This is a genomic window from Mesorhizobium intechi (assembly GCF_002879535.1).
Taxonomy (GTDB): Bacteria; Pseudomonadota; Alphaproteobacteria; order Rhizobiales; family Rhizobiaceae; genus Mesorhizobium; species Mesorhizobium intechi.
The window spans coordinates 1-21,971 of the sequence record NZ_PNOT02000218.1 but is presented as its reverse complement, the minus strand read 5'-3'; the positions used below and the strand labels follow the sequence as shown (position 1 = coordinate 21,971).

General features: G+C 65.2%; 18 protein-coding genes and 1 pseudogene. 4 read left to right on the top strand and 15 right to left on the bottom strand.

Features of this window, described 5'->3' with window-relative positions:
* The 4 genes and pseudogenes from trpA to C1D09_RS18400 form a co-directional block, all read left to right on the top strand.
* A pseudogene (gene trpA, locus C1D09_RS18415) lies at positions 1–131 on the top strand (tryptophan synthase subunit alpha); the annotation flags it as partial.
* 97 nt (positions 132–228) lie between these two features.
* Positions 229–1,155 carry an acetyl-CoA carboxylase, carboxyltransferase subunit beta gene (gene accD, locus C1D09_RS18410; protein ID WP_143975656.1) on the top strand — a complete coding sequence of 309 codons (927 nt, stop codon included), beginning with the start codon at positions 229–231 and terminating at the stop codon, positions 1,153–1,155.
* A gap of 119 nt (positions 1,156–1,274) precedes the next feature.
* Positions 1,275–2,600 carry a bifunctional folylpolyglutamate synthase/dihydrofolate synthase gene (locus C1D09_RS18405; protein WP_143975655.1) on the top strand — a complete coding sequence of 442 codons (1,326 nt, stop codon included), beginning with the start codon at positions 1,275–1,277 and terminating at the stop codon, positions 2,598–2,600.
* 30 nt (positions 2,601–2,630) lie between these two features.
* Complete coding sequence (locus C1D09_RS18400) at positions 2,631–3,050, top strand: VOC family protein (RefSeq protein ID WP_143975654.1); 420 nt, start codon at positions 2,631–2,633, stop codon at positions 3,048–3,050.
* 11 nt (positions 3,051–3,061) lie between these two features.
* Here the strand turns inward: C1D09_RS18400 and C1D09_RS18395 are convergent, their stop codons facing one another.
* From C1D09_RS18395 to C1D09_RS18320, 15 genes are all read right to left on the bottom strand, one after another.
* Positions 3,062–3,475: a type II toxin-antitoxin system VapC family toxin gene (locus C1D09_RS18395; RefSeq protein ID WP_143975653.1), complete on the bottom strand. Its 414-nt coding sequence runs from the start codon at positions 3,473–3,475 to the stop codon at positions 3,062–3,064.
* Complete coding sequence (locus C1D09_RS18390) at positions 3,472–3,720, bottom strand: type II toxin-antitoxin system VapB family antitoxin (protein WP_143975652.1); 249 nt, start codon at positions 3,718–3,720, stop codon at positions 3,472–3,474. Before C1D09_RS18390 ends, C1D09_RS18395 begins: the two co-directional genes overlap by 4 nt.
* A gap of 113 nt (positions 3,721–3,833) precedes the next feature.
* Complete coding sequence (locus C1D09_RS18385) at positions 3,834–4,115, bottom strand: cupin domain-containing protein (RefSeq protein ID WP_140770270.1); 282 nt, start codon at positions 4,113–4,115, stop codon at positions 3,834–3,836.
* 136 nt (positions 4,116–4,251) lie between these two features.
* Entirely contained in the window at positions 4,252–4,578 is a 327-nt protein-coding gene (gene trxA, locus C1D09_RS18380; protein WP_143975651.1) for a thioredoxin, read from the bottom strand.
* A 77-nt stretch (positions 4,579–4,655) separates the two neighbouring features.
* Positions 4,656–8,168 carry a double-strand break repair helicase AddA gene (gene addA, locus C1D09_RS18375; RefSeq protein ID WP_143975650.1) on the bottom strand — a complete coding sequence of 1,171 codons (3,513 nt, stop codon included), beginning with the start codon at positions 8,166–8,168 and terminating at the stop codon, positions 4,656–4,658.
* Positions 8,165–11,299, bottom strand: a complete 3,135-nt coding sequence (gene addB / locus C1D09_RS18370) for a double-strand break repair protein AddB (RefSeq protein ID WP_143975649.1) — start codon at positions 11,297–11,299, stop codon at positions 8,165–8,167. The genes addA and addB overlap by 4 nt, the downstream gene beginning before the upstream one ends.
* On the bottom strand, positions 11,296–12,021 hold the full coding sequence (locus C1D09_RS18365) for a nucleotidyltransferase family protein (protein WP_281288593.1): 726 nt from the start codon (positions 12,019–12,021) through the stop codon (positions 11,296–11,298). The genes addB and C1D09_RS18365 overlap by 4 nt, the downstream gene beginning before the upstream one ends.
* Positions 12,018–13,529: a tRNA (adenosine(37)-N6)-threonylcarbamoyltransferase complex ATPase subunit type 1 TsaE gene (gene tsaE / locus C1D09_RS18360; protein ID WP_143975648.1), complete on the bottom strand. Its 1,512-nt coding sequence runs from the start codon at positions 13,527–13,529 to the stop codon at positions 12,018–12,020. Before tsaE ends, C1D09_RS18365 begins: the two co-directional genes overlap by 4 nt.
* Positions 13,530–13,537: 8 nt before the next feature.
* Positions 13,538–16,093 carry a sensor histidine kinase gene (locus C1D09_RS18355; RefSeq protein WP_143975647.1) on the bottom strand — a complete coding sequence of 852 codons (2,556 nt, stop codon included), beginning with the start codon at positions 16,091–16,093 and terminating at the stop codon, positions 13,538–13,540.
* A gap of 200 nt (positions 16,094–16,293) precedes the next feature.
* Positions 16,294–17,694 (bottom strand): adenosylhomocysteinase, encoded by a 1,401-nt coding sequence (gene ahcY / locus C1D09_RS18350; RefSeq protein ID WP_143975646.1) that lies wholly within the window; start codon positions 17,692–17,694, stop codon positions 16,294–16,296.
* A gap of 181 nt (positions 17,695–17,875) precedes the next feature.
* Positions 17,876–18,172, bottom strand: coding sequence for an HPr family phosphocarrier protein (locus C1D09_RS18345; protein ID WP_010912938.1), 297 nt, complete (start codon positions 18,170–18,172; stop codon positions 17,876–17,878).
* A complete protein-coding gene (locus C1D09_RS18340; RefSeq protein ID WP_010912939.1) occupies positions 18,169–18,570 on the bottom strand; it encodes a PTS sugar transporter subunit IIA in 402 nt (133 codons plus the stop codon). The genes C1D09_RS18345 and C1D09_RS18340 overlap by 4 nt, the downstream gene beginning before the upstream one ends.
* Before the next feature lie 164 nt (positions 18,571–18,734).
* Positions 18,735–19,196: an HPr kinase/phosphorylase gene (locus C1D09_RS18330; protein WP_143975644.1), complete on the bottom strand. Its 462-nt coding sequence runs from the start codon at positions 19,194–19,196 to the stop codon at positions 18,735–18,737.
* Between the two features lie 20 nt (positions 19,197–19,216).
* Positions 19,217–20,998, bottom strand: a complete 1,782-nt coding sequence (locus C1D09_RS18325; protein WP_143975643.1) for a sensor histidine kinase — start codon at positions 20,996–20,998, stop codon at positions 19,217–19,219.
* A gap of 85 nt (positions 20,999–21,083) precedes the next feature.
* Positions 21,084–21,785 (bottom strand): response regulator transcription factor, encoded by a 702-nt coding sequence (locus C1D09_RS18320; protein WP_143975642.1) that lies wholly within the window; start codon positions 21,783–21,785, stop codon positions 21,084–21,086.
* Positions 21,786–21,971: the final 186 nt, after the last annotated feature.

Genomic DNA, 21,971 nt, shown 5'->3' with positions numbered 1-21,971 from the left:
TCGTCAACGCGGTCGCCAATGTGCTGGGACCGAAGGGCGAAAAAACCGCCGACCCGGCCGAGGCCGTCGCCACGCTGGTCAGCGGCCTGGCGCAAGGCGTGCGTTCGGCCCGCCTTGCTGCTGCCGAATAGTTTTCCTACCTCTGGTCTTGTGCATGTCGTTATCGCCCGGTTCCCCTTTATCGGCGGCATGCACTAACTCTTCTTCGTCAGGACAGGAGCCGAAGCGATGAACTGGATCACCAATTACGTTCGCCCGAAGATCAATTCGATGCTCGGCCGGCGCACCGACATGCCCGAGAATCTCTGGATCAAGGATCCCGAGACCGGCGAAATGGTGTTCCACAAGGATCTGGAATCCAACCAGTTCGTCATTCCGTCTTCCGGCCACCACATGAAGATTTCGGCCAAGGAACGGCTGAAATACTTCCTCGACGACGGCAAGTACGAGCAGCTCGAAAACCCCAAGGTCGTGCTGGACCCGCTGAAATTCCGCGACGAGAAGCGCTATACAGACCGGCTGAAGGACGCCAAGGCCAAGACCGGTCTGGAAGACGCCATCGTCAGCGCGCTGGGCACCATCGAAGGCTTGCCGGTGGTGGTGACGGTGCAGGATTTCGCCTTCATGGGCGGCTCGCTCGGCATGGCGGCGGGCGATGCCATCGTGCACGCTTTCGAAGTTGCCCTGCAGCGCAAGCGGCCGCTGATCCTGTTCGCCGCTTCCGGCGGTGCCCGCATGCAGGAAGGCATTTTGTCCCTGATGCAGCTGCCGCGTACCACGGTCGGCGTCGACCGGCTGAAGGAAGCCGGCCTTCCCTACATAGTCGTGCTGACCAACCCGACCACCGGCGGCGTCACTGCCTCCTACGCCATGCTGGGCGACGTGCACATTGCCGAACCCGGGGCGCTGATCGGCTTTGCCGGGCCGCGCGTCATTGAACAGACCATCCGCGAGAAACTGCCGGACGGCTTCCAGCGCTCCGAATATCTGATGGAGCACGGCATGGTCGACATGGTGGTGTCGCGGCTGGAGATGCGCCAAACGATCGCGCGGCTGTTGAAGATGCTGCTCAAGATGCCGGGCGAGCAAAAGCCGCTGGAGCCGGAAATCCTGCCGCCCGCGGTGGTTGCCGCCGAAGCCCGGCCACAGGCCTGAGGCGACACCAAGCGCCGCGACCGCGATTGCATGAGGGCCGTCGCGCGCTGTAGCCTTTTGATTGCCATGGCCATTCCGGGATTGATTCTGGTCCTCGGGCCATGCGCCGGGATTCTGCCATGACAACGCTTGCCGCCGACCGCGAAATCGAAGCCCTGATGGCGCTTCACCCGAAAGGCTTCGACCTTTCGCTCGACCGCGTCACGCGGCTTTTGCAGCGGCTTGGCAATCCGCAGGACCTGCTGCCGCCGGTCATCCATATCGCCGGCACCAACGGCAAGGGTTCCTGCGCCGCCTTTTCGCGTGCACTGCTCGAAGCCGCCGGCCACCTTGTCCATGTCCACACCTCGCCGCATCTGGTGAACTGGGCCGAGCGCTACCGGCTGGCCGCCGAAGGCGGCGGCAGGCTGGTCGATGACGACGTCTTCGCCGAAGCCATTGCGCGCGTCGCCAAGGCCAATGACGGCCAGACCATCACCGTCTTCGAGATCCTCACCGCCGTCACCTTCATCCTGTTCTCCGAACATCCGGCCGAAGCCGCCATCATCGAGGTCGGCCTCGGCGGCCGCTTCGACGCCACCAATGTCGTCGCCAGGCCCGCCGTCTCGGTGATCATGCCGGTGTCGATGGACCACGAAGCCTATCTTGGCGACCGTGTCGAACTGATCGCCGCCGAAAAGGCCGGCATCATGAAGCGCGGTTGTCCGGTGGTGATCGGCGCGCAGGAAAGCGAGACGGCGCTGCAGGTGCTGATCGAGACCGCCGAGCGGCTGGAGTGCCCGACCTTCGTCTACGGCCAGGATTTCCTCGCCTTCGAGGAAAACGGCCGCATGGTCTATCAGGACGAGGATGGGTTGATGGATTTGCCGCCACCGCGCCTGCCCGGGCGCCACCAGTTCGCCAATGCGGCCGCCGCGATCGCCGCGGTCAAGGCGGCCGGCTTCGAGATCAGCCACCGCGCCGCCGAAAAGGCGATGACCCACGTCGCCTGGCCCGGTCGCATGCAGAAACTGATGCAGGGCCGGCTGACGGATTTGGCACCGAAGGGCGCCGACATCTGGCTCGACGGCGGCCACAATCCGGGCGCCGGCGTCGTCGTCGCCGAGGCGCTGGCCGAGCAGGAGGAAAAGAACCCGCGCCCGCTCTTCATCATTTCGGGCATGATCAACACCAAGGACCAGAGCGGCTATTTCCGCGCCTTCAAGGGCCTCGTCCGGCATGTCTACACTGTCCCGGTGAGCCTGAGCGATGCCGGCGTCCCGAACGACGAACTGGCGGTGCGCGCCACGGAAGCCGGGCTGACGGCCGAGCCGGTGAGTTCCGTCGCCAACGCGCTGATGCTGCTGCGCGACACCTGGGACGGCCCGCCGCCCCGCATCCTGATCGGCGGGTCGCTTTATCTGGCCGGCGCGGTGCTGGCCGAGAATGGCACGCCGCCGACGTGAGCGCTTGACGACCGGCGCAGGGAGCCTGTGATGATCAAGGTAAAGCAGCTCGCCCATGTCTGCATCTTCGCCCATGACCTGGAAGCGACGCGCGGTTTCTACCGCGACGTGCTCGGGCTGGACACGCGGTTCAATTTCCTGCGCGACGGCGAGATTTTCGGCTTCTACCTCGATTGCGGAGGCCGCAGCCACGTCGAGGTGTTCCGGAAGGATGCCACCATCTACAGCGAACTCAACCAGATCAACCATTTCTGCCTGGAAGTCGAAGACATCGACGCCGCGATCGCTCATATCAAGTCGAAGGGCATCGACGTGACCGCCAAGAAGCATGCCTGCGACGACACCTTTCAGGCCTGGATCCGCGATCCCAACGACGTGAAGATCGAGCTGTTCGAGTACACCGACAAAAGCGCGCAGTTCATCGGCGGCGACCGCATCGCCGACTGGTGACTAGACATGCTTCAGAAGTCCCAGGGCGAGATCAGGTCAAGGCTGGTGGTGCCAAAGTCGGCGAGATTGCGGGTCGCCAGCCTGCCTCCATTCACGCGCGCTATCGCCGCGATCATGCCGTCGGGGGCTGACATGCCGCGACCTTGGCGTGTCGCGACCCCCATGATATCGCCGTAAGCCAACGCGGCCTCTTCCGTCAGCCCAAAAATCCGGTCGGCAAATCGATGCCGCCATCGGGAAAGTCCCTGTTCCAGCCGCTCGGCACGCTCGTCGGGTCGTATCTTTTGAATACCGAATGCGATTTCAGCAATCGTCACCGTGGGAAGGGCCAGTTCAGCATCATTGCGGACAAGCCACGCCAGCACGGCTGGGTCGGGCGCCTTCTTCAGAGACTCCGAAATCACGTTGGTATCGACGAAGATCAAAGCTCAACCCCCGGATGAACCTCGCGATCTTCGCGAATGATTTTCTCCAGATCAATGTCGACGCCACTGCTTGCGGTCAGGCTGGCATAGAAGGTGGAGGCGGGTTCACGGCCAGCTTCTCGGATCTCGTAGGATTCAAGCGCGCGTTCGACCACGTCGGCTATCGAGCGGTTCTCGCGACGAGCAAGCCTATGAGCCAGGTCACGTGCTTTCGCGCTGCGGACTGAGAGCTGTGGTTCGGCCATCTCAAACTCCCTTTTAGAGGGAATATAGACCGGTGCGCATCTGCCATCAAGATGGCAGATGATGGCGTGCCATCACGGTGTTTCCAACTCGCTGGTCAGCGCTCAACAGCGGCTCACTTCAGCTCGATCTCGATGAAAGCATATTCGCCGTCATTGGCGCTGATGACGTCGTGCTCCACGCCCTCCTTGCGGAAATAGGGCGCGCCTTTCTTCATCTCGGCGAAGGTTTCGCCGTCCTTGGTCTTGAGCTTCAGCTTGCCGTCCATCAGCGGCACCACGACATAGTCGTGGCCATGGCGATGCCAGCCGGTGTTGTCGCCGGGCTGGAAGCGGTACTCGGTGACGATGACGCGCTCATTGTCGATGAAGACGGTGGCCTTGGCGGATCCGGTCATGTCGCTCTCCCTGTTTCTGGTTCACAGCAGAAGACATGGCGTGCGGTGATGTGAGGGCCAGAGAGGGCTAGCCGATGGCGCCAACAAAAAGCCCGGCACGATGGCCGGGCCCTTGCTATCGGGAATTTCGGCCGGATCAGGCGAGGCTGCCATTGATCCAGTGCGACAGCACGGTCTTGGGCGCGGCGCCAACCCTCATGTCGGCCATTGCGCCGCCCTTGAAGATCATCAGCGTCGGGATCGAGCGCACGCCGAACTGCGCGGCCAACTCGGGATTCTCGTCGATGTTGAGCTTGACGATCTTCACCTTGGCGCCGAGTTCGGTGGCTATGTCTTCGAGCGACGGTGCGATCTGCTTGCAGGGGCCGCACCATTCCGCCCAGAAATCGACCACCACCGGTACGTTGGCGTTGAGCACGTCAGCCTGGAAATTGTTCTTGTCGACCTTGACGGTGGTACCCATGCGGAAAATTCCTTTCGAGAGTTCTGTGTCGCACCAAATGTGGTGGGTATCTAGCCCTTCTTCAAGCAGGTCTTGTGTCACGCTCCCGTGAGTCGGGCAAGGGCGTCATCCATGGCCCGGGCCGGCAGTTCAATCAGCCTGGGCGCTTCGGTGAACAAAAGGGCCGCCTTGACCTCCCGCCCGGGATAAAGCGGCTTGAGCAGCGCGCGATAGAGCGCCAGCTGCAGCAGATAGGCCGGCGGGACTTCGGCCAGCGAAGCGGGCGCCGGCCGGTTGGTCTTGTAGTCGACGATCGAAACGGTCTCCGCCGTCACCGCCAGCCGGTCGATCTTGCCGGAAATCGAGCGCGTTTTGCCCCTCACCGCCAGGCTGCCCATGATCGCGACTTCGGCGCGCGAGGAGGGCGCGAACAATTGGCCAAGGCGTGGGTCGGCGAGGATGGCGATGACCGATGCCAGGGCCTTTTCCCGCTCCGACAGCGGCCATGCGGCACCCGTTCGCGCGAGATAACGCTCGGCCGCACCCTGGCGTTCGCCCGCGGCAAGGCCGGGCAGCATCTGCAGCAGCTTGTGCAGAGCGAGGCCGCGCAGCACGGCGAAGCCCGGTTCGGCGTCGGCGTCCAGCACCGGTGACGCCTTGTCGACAACCGCTTCCTTGCCTTCATCGATCAGCGCCGAGGCGCCGGATGGCGACAGCGGCCGCGGCAGGTCCTCGAAGGGCGGCAAGGGCTGGAACAGGGTCGCCGGCAGCGGACCGAAAGCATCGGCCTGCCGCGCCTGTTCATCGGCGCTCGCGGCGACGGGCGGCAGCCTGGTGACGTGGAAACGATGCACAGGCTCGCCGCCGGCGGGGTGCGCACGCTGTTCGCTTTCCGGCGCGCCGATGAGGGCGCGGCTGACGATCGAATGCCAGGTGCCGGTGTTTGGCGCCCGCTTTCCGTGATAGCCGCAGACGATCAGCCGGTCCTCGGCGCGGGTCATGCCGACATAGAGCAGCCGGCGGTATTCATCGTCGGCGAGGTCGCGGGCGCGGGCGGCTGCCGCCTTCGAGAAGCCGTTGGCGACATCGCTGGCCGAACGCCAGAGATAGCCTTTGCCGTCCCAGAAAGCGCCGGAGCCATCGAAAGGCATCAGCCGCGGCAGATGCTGGTCGCTGAACGGGGCGGAGCCGCCATCGACCAGGAACACCACCGGCGCCTCGAGGCCCTTGGCGGCGTGCACGGTCATGACGCGGACCTCGTCGCGCGTCTGATCCATCTCGCGCTTGATCTCGGGGCCGGCATTTTCCAGCGTCGACAGGAACGCTTCCAGCCCGGGCAGGCCGGTCCGTTCCTCGGCAAGGCAGAAGCTCAGGAATTCATCGAGAATATCGCCGGCTTCCGGCCCGAGCCGCGCGATCATTCTTTTACGCACGCCATCGCGCGCCAGCAGGCCGGCATAGAACTCGAACACCGGCTTGAAGGCGGCTTCGTCAGCCCAGACGTCGAGTTGCGCGACAATCCTTGCCAGGCGCTCGTTTTCTGCGGCATGCTGGCGCAGCGACGTGGCCACGGACAAACCGGGCGGCCTCTGCGCGGCGAGCGTGAACAGCGTCTCCTCCGGCAGGTCGAAGATCGGGCTGCGCAGCACGGCCGCGAGCGACAGATCGTCCTGTGGCTGGAGCAAGAGATGGCCGAGCGCGATCAAGTCCTTGACGGCGATATGGCCAGGCAGGCTCAGCCGGTCGGCGCCGGCAACCGGAATGTCGCGCCGCTTGAGCGCCCGCGTCAGCGCGTGAACAAAACTGTCGCGCTTGCGCACCAGCACCAGCACGTCGCCCGGGCGCAGCCGCTTGCCGCGGCCTTCGATGATCTCGTTCTTGCGGATCCAGCCGGCAATGGTCGCCGCGACATTCTCGGCAACGCGCACCGCGGGCGCATGGGCGTGGTCGATGGCTTGCGTCCAGTCGTCGGGTTCGTCGACCACGTCGGCGCCGATCGATGGCCAGACCTCGACATAGCCCGGCGCATCGGTGCGGATGGCCTTGTGGCTCAGCGGATCGGGATCATGGCTGATGCCGCGCCGCACGACGGGATCGGCAAAGACGCGGTCGACGGCGGCCAGAACGTCGTCGGTCGAGCGGAACGACCAGGTCAGCTTGAGGTCGGCGAAGGACGCCTCGGCATCGCGCACCCGGCCGGCGAACAGCAGCCGGCTGTCGGCGAACGAGTCGGGCGCGGCCCCCTGGAACGAATAGATCGACTGCTTCTCGTCGCCGACGGCGAACACCGTGCGATGGACCCGGTCGCGCGCGCCGAAGCCGGCGAAAAATTCCTCCGCCAGCCGCTTCACCACCTCCCATTGGTCCGGGCTGGTGTCTTGCGCTTCATCGAGCAGGATGTGGTCGATGCCCTGGTCGAGCTTATATTGCACCCACGGGCCGGCATCGGGCCGCGCCAGGAGGTTGACGGTGCGGGTGATCAAATCGTTGAAGTCGAGAAAGCCGCGGCTGCGCTTCAGCACTTCGTAGCGCGCGATCAGCCAGTCGGCGATGGTCAGTGCCGCGCGTGTGCCTTCCAGCATCCGGAACAGCGCCAGCCGGTCGACGGTTTCGATAATGGCGCTTGCCGCCGAGAGATAGCGCTCGGCCAGGTCCGGCAGCCGGTCGATCAGGGCTTTCCTGAAGGCCTTTGCCGGGTCGTAGGGATCGCCATCGGTCTTGAGGAAGGCCCTGGCCAGCGATTGCAGGCGGCGAACGGGATCGCTCTCGCCGAAAGCCTGGCGCGCATAGGGCAGGATGTTGTTCAACACCGATCTGGCGTCGGTGGATTCGGCGGCCTGGGCGAAACCGGCGAAATAGTCTGGCAGAAAGCCGGGCAACGGCCAGACCGAAGCTGCAATCCCTTCGGCGGTCTGGCCAGGGCGGAAATGGAATTCATCGAACAAAGGCTGGAAGCCGTCACGCCCGACGGCGTCGAGGAACTGGCGCAACCCGTCGCGCTTGCGCACGATCTCGCCGAGCAGGGCATCGAGACCGGCCTCACCGCCGCGTTCCAGCACGGTGGCGAAGGCGTCGGCCAGATCCGGGTTGCCGGCAGTCGTGCCGGAGATCATCTCGCGGCGCGCGGCGGCGAAAAGCGATGCCTCCATCTGGCCGTCGAGCATCTCGAAATGGGCCGGAATATTGGCTTCGAGCGGGAACTGGTGGAGCACCGATTCGCAGAAGGCGTGGATGGTCTGGATCTTCAGTCCGCCCGGCGTCTCCAGCGCCTCGGCGAACAGGCGCCGCGCCCGGCGCATCGTGTCGCGGTCGGGCCGCCGCCCTTCAAGCGCGTCGATCCTCGCGGCCAGCTCGGCATCGCCGAGCACCGTCCAGTCCGACAGCGTGGAAAAGACCCGGTTCGACATGTTGGCGGCGGCGGCGCGCGTATAGGTCAGGCACAGGATCTTCGACGGGTCGGTGCCGTTGAGCAGCAGCCGGATGACGCGCTGGGCCAGCACATGGGTCTTGCCGGAGCCGGCATTCGCCGACACCCAGGCCGAATTATGCGGGTCGGCGGCGCGGGCCTGGCTGTCGGCGGTATCGCTCGGGATGGGATAGGCCTTCTTCATGCCTCCCCTCCCTCGTCGCCGGCGTCGCCGCCCGCCGACCATTCGAGTACACGGGCGAGATGGTCGTAATCGCCATCCGTCTCGCCCTCGCGAAACGGCAGCGCGCGCGACAGATAGCCGGTCTGCGGGTCGGTATAATGGATCAGCAGCTTTTCCAGCCGCGCCCAAGCCTCTTCGGCAAGATCCGCGGCGGTCCGTGGCTGGCGGTTGTGCTCGAGTATGGACTCCTCGAACACCTCGCCATTCGGCCTCAGCCTGACGAAGGCCAGCTGCGACGGCTCGCGCGCGCCCAGATCCTTGAACGCGCCACGCCGAAGCAGCGCGCCTTCCAGCGCCAGCTGCGGCGCCAGCAGCGTGTGCGCCTGCGCCTTGGAGGGCGAGGAGCCCGTCTTGTAGTCCAGAATGTCGGCCATGCCGCCGGCCAGCAGATCGACCCGATCGGCATAGCCGGACAGCGTCACGCCGGACCGGCCAACGACGGTCTTGCCGGCACGCTCCTCGGCATGGCGCCGGACCACCGCGTCGGCACGCGTGCGCTCCCATTCGACGATGTTGACGGCGAGCTTTTCGAAGCGCGGCCACCACACCGCCTCGACGTCGGCCGGAAGGGCGGCTTCGGCAAAGCAGGCGCGGCCGGCGGCAATGAGACCGGCCGGCGCATCGGGTGCGCGCGGATCCGCAACCTCGCACGAGAACAGGTGCAGGATGGCATGGAACAGCGTGCCGCGCTCGGCCGCACCGGGATCACGGATGAGCGCATCGAGCGGCATCAAGCCGAGGATACGTCGGGCATAGACGGCGTAGGGATCCCGGCGCAACGTTTCGACCTCGGTGACCGAGAAATGCGTCGGGCGCACCGCCAATGGCGGTTTCGGTTGCGGCCGCGGCGCGAAATCCTGTTTTGGGCCGGTGTCGAGTGCGCGTGCCCAGGCGAGCAGTTGGTCGCCACGCCGGCGCAGGGTTGCCGCCTGGTCGTTGCCGATGAAGGTAAGCAGCCGCTGCAGCCAGCGCGACGGCACGGCGGGGGCGTCGCCGGAGCGCGCCGAGCGGGCGAGAACGACGTGTCTCGCGCCCATCGCCATCTGGAAATCATGCGCCGCAAGGCCGATGCGCCGCTCGGGCGGTTCGAGATCGATGCCGGTCTTCATCAGCCGCGACATGAAGCGGTCGCTCTCCGGCTTGCGCGGCCACACGCCTTCGTTGAGCCCGCCAATGACCAGCGTGTCGACATCCTGCAGCCGCGCTTCCAGCGCCCCCCAGATGGCGATGCTCCTGTCGGTGCCTTGCGCCGGCTTGACTGTCTCGGGCGCGATCAGCGCGTCCATCACATCGGGCCATTCGCCCGCCGCGAATGCCAGCGAGGCCGAAGCGGCGACCAGCCCGCGCAGCAGTTCGGCGAGCTTTTCACCGGCATCGCCGGCATAGAGGTCGCCCAGGCCGCCATCGGCGGAACGGCCGAGACTTTCCAAAGCCACGACGCTGGCTTGGACCAGCGCGGCAAGATCGGCGTCCGCCTGGTCGCGAAAGGTCGAAAGCGGCGCCAGCGCTTCTGTCAGCCGTGCGAGCAAAGTCCGTGCATTGTCGATGGAGCGCACGGTGAGACGGGAAAACCAGAAGGGCGGCCGGCTGTCATCACCAAGGTCGGTGAGACGGCTTTCGAACAGCTCCGGCAGCGAAACGATGTCGGGGCGGCCGGTACCGCCGCGCAAGGCCACCAGTTCGACCAGTTCCGCGGCGTGGCGCACATCGGCGCGTTCGAGGCCGAGGCCCAGCAGCGGATGCTTGAGAAGCGACAAAAGGCCGACCGGATCACCCGGCCGGAACACCGCCTCCAGCGCCAGCCGTAGCAGGCTGGCCGCCGGGCTGGTGGAGAGCGGCGTGCCGCCGGAATCGTCGGCAATCACGCCGAAGCGCCTGAGTTCCACCGCAACGCGCCGGGCCAGCGCGCGATCGCCGGTGACGAGCGCGGCCCTTTGGCCGGGCCGTTCGACGGCCTGCTTCAGCGCGACGGCGATGGCGACGGCTTCATCGCGTTCGCTGGCGGCTTCGAGCAACGTCACCTCGGCAAAGGCGCCGGCAATATCGGGCGCCGAAAATCCATTGCGAGTTTCGGCCCACAATTCGGTGGTCTCGGCCGGCCGCAGCGCCTCGCCGACAAGCGCGGCGCGAAGCGTCAGCCGCGGTTCGGCCGTGCCGAGTTCCTCGACATCGGCGCGCAGCACGCCGATCTTGCCGATCAGCCTGGCCAGGCCATATTGCGGGTGGCCAAGCACGGCGGGCCGCGCGCCAGGAGCGACAAGGGCCTGAAAGGACGCTTCGTCCAGCGTTTGGTCGAGACCGGGCAGCACGATGGCGCCGCCGGTCTGGCGAGCGATCGCGGCAAGCAGCTCCGCCGTGGCCGGGATGGAGCCGGTCGACCCTGCGGCGATGACCGGCCCGGCCGGCGGATTGCGCCGCAGCCGCGCCGCCTCGGAGCGGATCAGCGCGCTGCGATGCGCGGCCGGATTGGAGCGGTCGCTTTCCCTGAGGAATTTCGGCCAGGCATCGGTGACGATGCCGAGGAATTCGAGCGTCACCTGCCACCAGCCGGCAAGGTTGCCGGTCACCAGATCGGCGAGCTTGGTCCAGTCGGTGCCTTCCGTCTCGATCTCGTCCATCAGCCCTGCGAGATCGCGCGCCAGCCAGATTGCGTCGGCGGTGGAAGCCGGGATGACGATTTCCTCGGCGAAAAGCTTTGCCACATGCTCCGGCAGCCGGCGCTTCCAGGCCCGTACCAGCGGCGTCAGCAGCAACAGGCGCTCGGTCGCCGAGATCGGCGGCGCGAGATCGATCGCCGCCGAAGGCTCGGCCTCGAACAGGGCTTCATCCTCGTCGAATTCGCCGAGGGGGCGGATGATCGGCAGGATCGCCGAGCCGCCGCCGCCGCGTGCCTTCAAACTGTCGACGAAGACACCGCGCAGGGCGCGCGCGGCGCGGCGCGTCGGCACATAGATGGTGACATCGGCAAGCGCGAGCGGATCGCCGTCGAAACGAAATCCCGGGACCAGGCGGCCGGCAAGCAGCGCCTCGGCCAGCGTCGGCAGGAACGGCGCTCCGGGGGGGATGGAGAAAACGCGGCTTGAGCCGCTCATTGCATCTCGGCTAGCGCGCCGGCGACCGCTGCTTCCGCCTGCGGAATGGCATCGGGCGTGCCGACAGTGACCCAGTGGCCCTGCATCGGCATGCCGAACAGCCGTCCGGCGGCGATGGCTTTGTCGAAATAGGCATTGAGCGAATGCGGTCCGGCCGGGGCATCCTTGAACAGGCGTGGATGGATGATCGCCGCGCCGGCATAGATCAGTCCTGCCGGATCGCCTTTTGAACGCCGCAAGGCGCCGTCCGGCGCCACCAGGAAATCGGTGCTGCCACAGTGTCCTGTCGCTTGATGGAGATCCGCCAGCATCAGCAGAATATCCATTTTCGCGGCATCCCACGCAAGAGCAAGCCGGCCGAGGTTGAGCGGGCCATGGTCGATCCAGAACGTGTCGGCATTGAGGATATAGAAGGGTTGCTGGCCGAGTTCCGGCAGCGCCTTGACGATGCCGCCCGCCGAATCGAGCAGTCGGTCGCTCTCATCGGAAATGATGATCCGCGGGGCGCTACGCGCCGCGACATGGGCGACGATCTGCTCGGGAAGATAGTGGACGTTGACCACCGCCTTGGCGACGCCGGCGGCGGCGAGACTGTCGAGCCCCCAGTCGAGCAAGGTCTTGCCGGCGATCCTGACCAGCGGCTTGGGGATCGTATCGGTGATCGGCCGCATGCGCTTGCCGAGCCCGGCGGCAAGGACGATGGCAGTGTCGGGTCTTGTCACAGCGTTCGTTCCTCGAGCAGCCCGTGCGTATTGTAGAATTCCCGCAGGCTGGCAAGTGCCGGGTGGGACAGCGCCCGGCGCAGGTAGTCGCGGATGCGCGGCAGGTGCTTCAAATAATAAGGTTTGCCGTCGCGCTTTTCGAGACGCACGAAAATGCCGAGGATCTTGGAATTGCGCTGCGCGGCCATGATTGCATAGGCTTCCAGGAAGCTTGCTTCGTCGAAAGCCCCCGCCGCGTGACGCGCCGCGACATAGGCGTCGCGCGTCTTCTTCTCGATCTCGGGCGAGATGGTGACACGGGCGTCCATGGCGAGCGATGCGACGTCATAGGCCGAGGGCCCGATCAGCGCATCCTGGAAGTCGACGACGCCCAGCCGGTCGTGGCCGGCGCGGTTGTCGCGCCAGATGATGTTGGGCGAATGGAAATCGCGCAGCATCAGCGTGTATTCGCTGCCTTGCAGGCGGTCGAAAAGCGCGTTCCATTCCCTGGCGTAGCCCGAGCGCAGATCCTCGCTTGGCGGGCCGCTTGATATTGCCGGCACATACCAGTCGACCAGCAGATCGGCTTCGATCATCATCGCGTCGCGGTCGAAGGGCGGCACTTCGTGGAAGCTGCCGGGTCCGGCTTGCAGGCGCTGCGGCCAGGTCCTGCCATGCATCATGGCCAACAGCTCGGCTGCCGCCGCATAGCGCTCCGCCACCGGCTCGCCGTCCTTGCCGAGAAACCCCTCGGAACCGAGATGTTCGAGCAGCAAAAACCCCTGGTCCTGGTCCTCGGCATGGATTTGCGGAACGCTGACGCCACCGGCCTTCAAGGCGCGGTCGATGGCGACGAAGGCGGTGACCGACTGGGCGGTGTGGGCGATCACGGCATAGGGTTTGCCGTCGCGCACGGGCGGGCCGAGCACCAGCCGCGGCGAGTTCATCAGCACGCGCGGCTCCTGGCCGGCGAGCGTCACGATCTCGTAGGAACGGGCGGAGGCGTCGCCGATGAAATGGCGCCTCCGCGCGTCGCCCCAGCCGGCCCTCTCGAGAAAACCGCGCATGGCCAGCGATCGCGCCGCACGGTCGAACGCGGCAGCTTGCCCAGACAGCCGCGCCAGCCGACCCTCGCCATGCTGGACGAGTTCGATCGAAAGAGTCGTCCTCGGCAGATAGCCCTCCGCCCGCTCGGGCCATTCGACCAGGGCAGCCCCTTGCGTCAGCGCTTCGTCGAAGCCGAGTTCGTCGAGCTCGGCTGCCGAGGCCAGGCGGTAGAGGTCGAAATGGTGCACCGGAATGCGCGTGTCGTAGCTCTGCACCAAGGTGAAGGTCGGGCTCGGCACGTCCAGGCTGGCATCATCGGCCAGCGCCCTGATCAGTGCCCGCGCCAATGTCGATTTGCCGGCGCCGAGATCGCCCTTGAGCGCCAGCACGTCGCCGGCGCGCAGGGACAGCGCCAGATCCTCGCCCAGTCGCGCTGTCTGTGTCTCATCCGCGAGCAAACGCTCCAGCACAGGTCCCGTCATCGAGCGCGCTACTCGGCCGCGGCGCGGATGCCCGGCATGTCGGGGAAGGTGCAGATGACGGTAGTGCCCTTGTCCCTGCCGGTTTCGATGCGAACATTGCCGCCATGCAGTTCGACAAAGCTCTTGACGATCGACAGGCCGAGGCCGGCGCCCCGCCGGCGGCCGCCATTGGCGCGCGGTTCGAAGCGGCGGAACACCGAGTCCAGAACGTCCGGCGGCATGCCGGGCCCATCGTCGTGAACGGAAAATTCCACTCCGTCCGCCAGATGGCGGCAGGAGAGCCGGATGGTGCTGGCTTCCGGCGCGTAGTTGGCGGCATTGCTGAGCAGATTGTAGAGGATCTGGCGGATTCGGGTCTCGTCGCCATGGAACGTCTTTGGCGCGGCGGCGGCATCGACCTCGAGCCGGATCGAATGCTCTTGCAACCGGTCGGCAACCAGTTCCGCGGCCGCCGCGATGGTGCGGTCGACATGCACCTCGGAAATGTCGAGCTGCATGATGCCGGCATCGACGGTCGCAAGGTCGAGTATGTCGTTGACGATGGTCAGCAGCACGGAAGAGGACGAGCTGACATGCTCGACATATTCGCGCTGTTTTTGATTCAGCGGTCCGGTCGTCGGCAGTGAAAGCAGTTCGGTGAAGCCGATGATGTTGGTCAGTGGCGAACGCAGTTCGTAGGACACGTGCTGGACGAAGTCGTTCTTGAGCTGGTCCGACTTCTCCAACGCTTCATTCTTGTCCTTCAGCGCACGTTCGACATGCACGCTGTCGGTGACGTCGACGAAGGTCATCATCACTTGCCCGTTGGGCAGCGGGATCACGGCGTAACGCAGCACGGTGCCGTTGTTGAGCTCGCTCTGGCCGTGCCGGTCGCGGCGTTCGTCGTCGAAACCGGTGATGGCGGCGACGAAACCCGGCCAGGGGCTGTCGACCGCCTGACGGTCGCAAAGGTCGCGTATGGTGGAGACGTGCACATTGGGCTTGGCGGCGTCGCCGCTCAATCCCCAGAGTGTCGCAAAGGCCGGGTTCGAAAGGCGCAGCCGCCCATCGGGCCCGAACACCGCCACGCCTTCGGCGAGATTGTCGAGCGTTTCGCCCTGGACGCGCACCGCGGTGCGGTAGCGGCTTTCCAGGTCCATCTTCTCGGTCAGGTTCTCGAATACCCAGGTGACGCCGCCCTTGGGCTGCGGATTGGCGACGACGCGGATGGTCTTGCCGTCGGGCAGATGCCACCAATGTTCCTGCGATTCCACCGCGCGATAGGCGCCCAGCAGGCCTTCCTTCCAGCGGCGCCATTCCGGTTGCTCGGCGATCTTGCCTTCGCTGCGCAGCCGGTCGAGCAAAAGCGCATTGTCGGGCGCGCTGTGCAGGAAGCCGCTGTCCAGGCCCCACAGCTTCTGGAACGCCTGGTTGAAGAAGCGCAGCTTCTCGTCGGTGTCGAAGATGGCGACGGCGGTGTTGAGCTGGTCGAGCGTGTCGGCGTGGCTGCGCACCGTCCGCTCATATTCGCCGCGAATGGTCTCGATGGCGCTGGTGTCGGCGGCGAGGCCGGCCGAACCGTCGGCGCCGGCGAAGTCGGTCACCTCGAAGACGCGGCGGTCGCCTTCGATCACCGTGGAGAGCGACTGCTCGAAGACCGGATGTGTCTTGTGCTGGGCGGCGATTGCCTCGCGCGCCTGGCCGCCGAGGAATTCCTTGGCGTCACGGACGGCGGCTTCCGCGCTTTCGGCTTCGACCGCGTCGGCATAGGCCCGGTTGACCCATTTCAGACGTCCATGCTCGTCGCGCAGCCATGCCGGCATCTTCAGCGCTTCGAGCAGGCCGATCATCGTGTCGTGGTCGGCCGCCAGCCGCTGGTTGTCAATCTTCAGCCGGGCCTGGCTGCGCTGGGTTTCGGAAAGCGATACAAACCGCACCAGTATGTGCGCGGCGCTCTTGCGGCCATGCACTTCGAGTGGGGCGCCGGCCTGCGATTCGATGACGAGGTCGAACGGCCTGGCCTTTTCGCGCAAGCCCGCGATAGCGTGCTCGAGCGCCGCCGCCGAGCGCGGCATCAGCCAGCGGCCGAAGGCGAGGAAAGCCGACCGCTCCTCCGGCGCGCCGCTTTCCACCGGCAATGTGCCGATCAGTTCGGGCTTCTTGTTCTCCGAGGCCCAGACCACCACGCGCTGGTCGCGCAGATTGAGCAGCGCTTCCGAACGGCGCAGTGCCGCATTGATGTCGGCGACGCGGCTTCTCAGTTCGACGTTCTCCGCCGAGGTGCGGGCCCGTTCGCGGATGAGAACGATGGCCGACAGGAATGCGGCGCCGGTCACGCCGACGAACACGGCAAGCTGCATGACTTCGACCGTGTTGATCGACAGGCCGGCGGTGGCCACGGCGGCGTTCTCGGCATGGGCCACGGCGCTGGCCAGGGGGCCGGCCAGCGCGGAACTGGTCAGGAACAGCCCGGCGCGGGCACGCCATGAGAGGCGCCCGCCCTGAATGGTCGAGCCTGTGGCCCCCGAATCGTCATGGCCGCCGGAAACGGCCGATCCCGCTCCGTGCGGGTTTTGCCCCGGCATGTCTTGGTCCTCTCCGCCGCCTGAATGCAAGACCGCCCTGATACGCGCCTCTCTTGATCCCCTCTCGGGCCGGAAGCGTCGCGAATCACCCGACAATAAACCCTCGCCGAATCGGCGTGAAGGCTGATCGCGCGCAAAAATAAAGCCGGGCGAAAAGTCAATCGCCCGGCCTCAATATATGGTAGTAAATTTAGCTTTGGTTAATAGCGGTAGTGTTCCGGCTTGAACGGACCCTGCGGCGTGACACCGATATAGGCGGCCTGTTCACCCGACAGTTCGGTCAGGCGTGCGCCGAGCTTGTCGAGGTGCAGGCGCGCGACCTTCTCGTCGAGATGCTTGGGCAGGACATAGACCTGGTTCTGGTACTGCTCGCCCTTGGTGAACAGCTCGATCTGGGCCAGCACCTGGTTGGTGAAGGACGCCGACATGACGAAGCTCGGATGGCCGGTGGCGTTGCCGAGATTGAGCAGTCGGCCTTCCGACAGGAGGATCATCCGCTTGCCGTCCGGGAAGGTGATCATGTCGACCTGCGGCTTGACATTGGTCCACTTCAGATTGCGCAGCGACGCCACCTGGATCTCATTGTCGAAGTGGCCGATATTGCCGACGATCACCATGTCCTTCATCGACCGCATGTGGTCGAGGGTGACGACGTCCTTGTTGCCGGTGGTGGTGATGACGATGTCGGCGGTCGGAGCCGCGTCTTCCAGCGTCACCACTTCAAAACCGTCCATCGCCGCCTGCAGGGCGCAGATCGGATCGACCTCGGTGACCTTGACGCGGGCGCCCGCGCCCTTGAGCGAGGCGGACGAGCCCTTGCCGACATCGCCATAGCCGCAGACGACCGCGACCTTGCCGGCCATCATCGTGTCGGTGCCGCGACGGATGCCGTCGACCAGCGATTCCTTGCAGCCATATTTGTTGTCGAACTTCGACTTGGTGACGGAATCGTTGACGTTGATGGCGGGGAAGGGCAGCAGGCCCTTCTTCTGCAACTGGTAGAGCCGGTTGACGCCGGTGGTCGTCTCTTCGGTGACGCCGCGGATCGCGGCCTTCTGCTTGGTGAAGAAGCCGGGCGAAGCCTTCAGGCGCTTCTTGACCTGGGCGTAGAAGTATTCCTCTTCCTCGCTCTGCGGGTTGGACAGCACGTCCTCGCCTGCTTCGGCGCGGGCGCCGATCAGGATGTACATGGTGGCGTCGCCGCCATCGTCGAGGATCATGTTGGAGAGGCCGCCGTCGGCCCACTGGAAGATCCGGTCGGTGTAGTCCCAATACTGTTCGAGGCTCTCGCCCTTGACGGCGAAGACCGGAATGCCGGCCTCGGCGATGGCCGCGGCGGCGTGGTCCTGTGTCGAGAAGATGTTGCAGGAGGCCCAGCGGATGTCGGCACCGAGCGCCTTCAGCGTCTCGATCAGCACCGCGGTCTGGATGGTCATGTGCAGCGAGCCGGTGATACGCGCGCCCTTCAGCGGCTTCTTGGCGCCGAATTCCTCGCGGCAGGCGATCAGGCCCGGCATTTCGGTTTCGGCGATATCGAGTTCCTTCCGGCCCCAGCCGGCAAGCGAGATGTCGGCGACCACATAATCCTTGCTACCCGTCATGGTAGTACTCCCTGCGAATTGGTTATGCTGCGAATTGGTTGCGGATGCGCCCGCGCCGGTCGGCGCGTCGAAGGACGCGAATTGCCGGCCTGACTAGCAGATCGGGCTCAAGACGACAATGGGATATAAAGAAATCTTTATCCCTGCATGTCTCGCGAGCGTGCCTGGGCGCCGTCCGGGATCAGCATTCCTCGCCGAAGCGGGAGGCGACAAGCTGTTCAAGCGCGTCCATGACCTCCAGCGCTTCCGGCCCGCTGGCGGTGACGCGGATCGAGTAGCCCGGGCTGGCGGCCAGCATCATCAGGCCCATGATCGACGTGCCGCCCACCTTGACGCCGTCCTTCTCGACATGGACCGCGGCGTCGAAGCCGCTGGCAAGCTGGACGAATTTCGCCGATGCGCGTGCATGCAGGCCGCGTTGGTTGACGATCGGAAACTCCCGGACGATGTGGTCTTTTTCCGGGGATAGCGCGTTCATTTGCTGCTCAGAAGCTGGCTGGCGACGTTGATGTATTTGCGCCCGGCTGCCTGCGCCTCGTCGAGTGCGGCGGCCATATTGTCGCCCTTCCGGATCGAGGACAGCTTGATCAGCATCGGCAGGTTCATGCCGGCGATCACCTCGGTGCGGCCGGATTCCATCACCGAAATGGCGAGGTTTGACGGCGTGCCGCCGAACATATCGGTCAGCACGATGACACCAGCTCCGGTATCGACACGGGCCACGGCGTCGACGATGTCGCGGCGACGCTGTTCCATATCGTCGTCGGCCCCGATCGCCACGGTTTCGAAATTGTCTTGTGGCCCGACGACATGTTCGACGGCATGTCGGAACTCGGTGGCCAGTTGACCGTGCGTTACAAGCACGAGTCCGATCATTCTATGGTGGCTCCCGTCATCGCCGCTTCACAGGCGCATTTTATGCTCGCCAGCCATTCCAGGCGGCGGGAGCGCTATCTTGTCGACGCGCGGCCCGTTGACAAGCCCAAAATTGCGCCGGCCCATGCCATTTTGACGCATTGCAGCAAAAAAGCCGAGGCGGATCACAAAAAAGGCGCGATGGAGAGCCGCGCCATAATGGCCGGCAAGGCCGTGGCGGCGTTGCGCTCCGCGAGGTCGATGCGCGGAACCGGGCAGCCGGCGACCGGCTCGCTGATTTCGTCCTGGAAGCGGGCCATTTCTGCCTTCGGCACCAACCGCACATGCAAGTCGATCACGCCGCCCTGTTCGAATGGCAGCGGGCGCGGCATGAACCCTGGCACCTCGGCGAGACCGGCGATGGTCGCCGGCACGCGGCAGACCAGCCTCCCGGCGTGGGCCGAGGCAAGCAGCCTGTCGTCGCCGATCAGCCGCGAGAACAGCGCGCGCGTCCGGCAATGATCCAGCAGCGTCAGTGCCAGCGTCGTCTTGCCGGTGCCGGACGGCCCGGTGATGAGGACGCCGCGATCGCCGATCAGGATCGCGGTTCCGTGGATGTTTTCAGGCTGCGCGGCGGGTTCGGGCATGGTTATGTCAGGGTCAAAGGTCAGCCTTCGGCCGGCAGCGTCACGACAAAGCGCGCGCCCTTGATCTCGCCGGGCTTGGTGCCGGGGATGTTCTCGGCGGTCAGCGTGCCGCCATGGGCCTCGACGATCTGCCTGGAGATCGACAGGCCAAGGCCCGAATTCTGGCCGAACGCCTCGCCCGCCGGCCGGTCGGTGTAGAAGCGTTCGAAGATGCGGTCGATGTTGTCGGCGCGTATGCCGGGACCATTGTCGTCGACGGTCAGGATGTTGAATTTGCCGGCGCGTGCCAGCGACAGGCTGATGTGACCATGGTCCTCGGGAACGAAGGAGCGGGCATTCTCGATCAGGTTGGTGACGACCTGGCCGATGCGCAGATCGTGGCCGGCGACGAAATAGCCTTTGACGCCCTGCGGCAGTTTGGCGACCTTGAGTTCGATCTCGACAGCCTTCTTGTTGCGCGTGGTCTCGCGCGACACGGCGACGAGGTCGGTGATGAATTTCTTCAGGTCCACCGTCCCGGCATCCTCACGCGCCAGCTCGGCGTCGAGACGGGAGGCGTCGGAAATATCGGTGATCAGCCGGTCCAGCCGGCGCACGTCATGCTGGATGATGTCCATCAGCCGGCTGCGCGAATTGTCGTTCTTGGCCAGCGGCAAGGTTTCCACGGCGCTGCGCAGCGAGGTCAGCGGGTTCTTCAATTCGTGCGACACATCGGCGGCGAAGCTTTCGATCGCCTCGATGCGCGCATAGAGCGCGTTGGTCATGTCGCGCACGGCGACCGAGAGATTGCCGATCTCGTCCTGGCGGTCGGAAAAGTCGGGGATTTCCTCGCGGCTCTTGACGCCGCGCCGGACCCGCACCGCCGCCGCCGACAGCCGGCGCAGCGGATTGGCGATGGTCGAGGCCAAAAGCATCGACAGGATGGCGGTGACCAGGGCCGCGATGCCGAAGACGCGCAGGATCGCCTTGCGCTCCGCGGCGACGATCTTGTCGATGTCGCCGCCTTCGGTCGACAGCATCAGCACGCCGAGAACGGCACGGAAGCGCTGGATCGGCACCGCCACGGACACGATCTGCTCGCCCTGCTCCGAGACGCGCACGATGGTCGACGGGCTGCCGGTCAGCGCCTTGACCACTTCCGGGAAGGCGGCGCCATTGCCGCCCGGCTGCTCGTGATAGACCGGCAGGTCGGTGTTGCGGAAGAAGTCGAAGATGAACTTCTGGACACGCTCGACAAGGTCGGGCTCTTCCTCCTCGACCGGTGGCAGATCGTAGCGCAGGATCTGGCCGCGCGAATAGAGGTGGCGCGAATCGAGCAGCAGATTGGCGTCGCGGTCATAGATGCGGGCCCGCGTGCGGGTTGGCGAGATCAGCCGCCGCAGCACCGGCGCGACACGTTCGGGATTGATCGGGAAATCGAGATTGTCGAGTTGATCCGAGCCCGGCCCCAGGCTTTCGCCGGCCTGCAGCTCAAGCAGCTTTTCCGGGTCGATGCTGATCGAATCCGTCTCGACCGTCGCCGACGCCGCGATCGCGCCGGCGATGATCTCGCCCTGCGTCATCAGGCTTTCGACGCGGGCATCGATCAGCCCGTCGCGGAAGGTGTTGAGGTAGAGGATGCCGGTGACCAGGACAGCCAGGCCGGCAAGGTTGAGGAACAGGATGCGCCGCGTCAGGCTGGAAAAGATGTGGTGGCCGAGGAAGCGGCGCATCGGCACCGTGATCTTCGAGACGAAGGACGGCATGATGCGCGACGGCCGCCTGGCGCCCGTCGGTCTTGTTCGCTGTGCTTCCACTGCCATCGAATAGCAGTTCCCTGCTTAGTCTTCGGTTTGACGCATGCCGCAGCCCCAAAACCGGGACCGCTTTTGCTGGACATACATCAAATTACGCTTCGCGGAACCGGTATCCGACTCCGTAAAGGGTTTCGATCATTTCGAAGTCGTCGTCGACGGCCTTGAACTTCTTGCGCAGCCGCTTGATGTGGCTGTCGATCGTGCGGTCATCGACATAGACCTGCTCATCATAGGCCGAATCCATCAGCGCATCACGGCTTTTTACGACACCGGGGCGCTGCGCCAGCGAATGCAGGATCAGGAATTCGGTGACGGTGAGCGTCACCGGCTCGCCCTTCCAGGTGCAGGTGTGGCGCTCCTGGTCCATGACGAGCTGGCCGCGCTCGAGCGAGCGGGCCTGCTGGCTGGGCGCCTTTGCCGCGGCCTCGCGGGTGCTGGCGCGGCGCAGCACGGCGCGCACCCGCTCGACAAGAAGGCGCTGCGAGAACGGTTTGCGGATGAAATCGTCGGCGCCCATCTTGAGCCCGAACAATTCATCGATCTCGTCGTCCTTGGAGGTCAGGAAGATCACTGGCAGGTCGGACTTCTGGCGCATCCGGCGCAAGAGCTCCATGCCGTCCATGCGCGGCATCTTGATGTCGAGGATGGCAAGATTCGGCGGACGCGCCGCCAGGCCTTCCAGCGCGGACGCACCATCCGTGTAGGTCTCGACGCGATATCCCTCGGATTCGAGGGCGATCGACACCGACGTCAGAATGTTGCGGTCGTCATCGACAAGCGCGATTGTTGCCATTTCAAGCGGCTCCCTCATGAGCTGTCCCTTCTTTCTAGAGAAGGGGCTTTTGCAGGACAAATTAGGTACAAAATGTGGCATAGGCCTTGTCCGCTGTCACGCGCGGGGTGCCGCAGGCCACAAATCCTACCTCGACATGGATTCGACGAACAAACATCGCCAATCCTTTGGGCAACCGTGTAACTT

Bases quoted from the DNA above. Each gene is read 5' to 3' on its own strand.
- C1D09_RS18340 (WP_010912939.1), bottom strand. From the start codon at position 18,570: ATGATCGGACTCGTGCTTGTAACGCACGGTCAACTGGCCACCGAGTTC.
- C1D09_RS18390 (WP_143975652.1), bottom strand. From the start codon at position 3,720: ATGGCCGAACCACAGCTCTCAGTCCGCAGCGCGAAAGCACGTGACCTG.
- trxA (WP_143975651.1), bottom strand. From the start codon at position 4,578: ATGGGTACCACCGTCAAGGTCGACAAGAACAATTTCCAGGCTGACGTG.
- C1D09_RS18330 (WP_143975644.1), bottom strand. From the start codon at position 19,196: ATGCCCGAACCCGCCGCGCAGCCTGAAAACATCCACGGAACCGCGATC.
- ahcY (WP_143975646.1), bottom strand. From the start codon at position 17,694: ATGACGGGTAGCAAGGATTATGTGGTCGCCGACATCTCGCTTGCCGGC.
- C1D09_RS18355 (WP_143975647.1), bottom strand. From the start codon at position 16,093: ATGCCGGGGCAAAACCCGCACGGAGCGGGATCGGCCGTTTCCGGCGGC.
- addA (WP_143975650.1), bottom strand. From the start codon at position 8,168: ATGAAGAAGGCCTATCCCATCCCGAGCGATACCGCCGACAGCCAGGCC.
- C1D09_RS18325 (WP_143975643.1), bottom strand. From the start codon at position 20,998: ATGGCAGTGGAAGCACAGCGAACAAGACCGACGGGCGCCAGGCGGCCG.
- accD (WP_143975656.1), top strand. From the start codon at position 229: ATGAACTGGATCACCAATTACGTTCGCCCGAAGATCAATTCGATGCTC.
- addB (WP_143975649.1), bottom strand. From the start codon at position 11,299: ATGAGCGGCTCAAGCCGCGTTTTCTCCATCCCCCCCGGAGCGCCGTTC.
- C1D09_RS18400 (WP_143975654.1), top strand. From the start codon at position 2,631: ATGATCAAGGTAAAGCAGCTCGCCCATGTCTGCATCTTCGCCCATGAC.
- tsaE (WP_143975648.1), bottom strand. From the start codon at position 13,529: ATGACGGGACCTGTGCTGGAGCGTTTGCTCGCGGATGAGACACAGACA.
- C1D09_RS18345 (WP_010912938.1), bottom strand. From the start codon at position 18,172: ATGAACGCGCTATCCCCGGAAAAAGACCACATCGTCCGGGAGTTTCCG.
- C1D09_RS18320 (WP_143975642.1), bottom strand. From the start codon at position 21,785: ATGGCAACAATCGCGCTTGTCGATGACGACCGCAACATTCTGACGTCG.
- C1D09_RS18385 (WP_140770270.1), bottom strand. From the start codon at position 4,115: ATGACCGGATCCGCCAAGGCCACCGTCTTCATCGACAATGAGCGCGTC.
- C1D09_RS18405 (WP_143975655.1), top strand. From the start codon at position 1,275: ATGACAACGCTTGCCGCCGACCGCGAAATCGAAGCCCTGATGGCGCTT.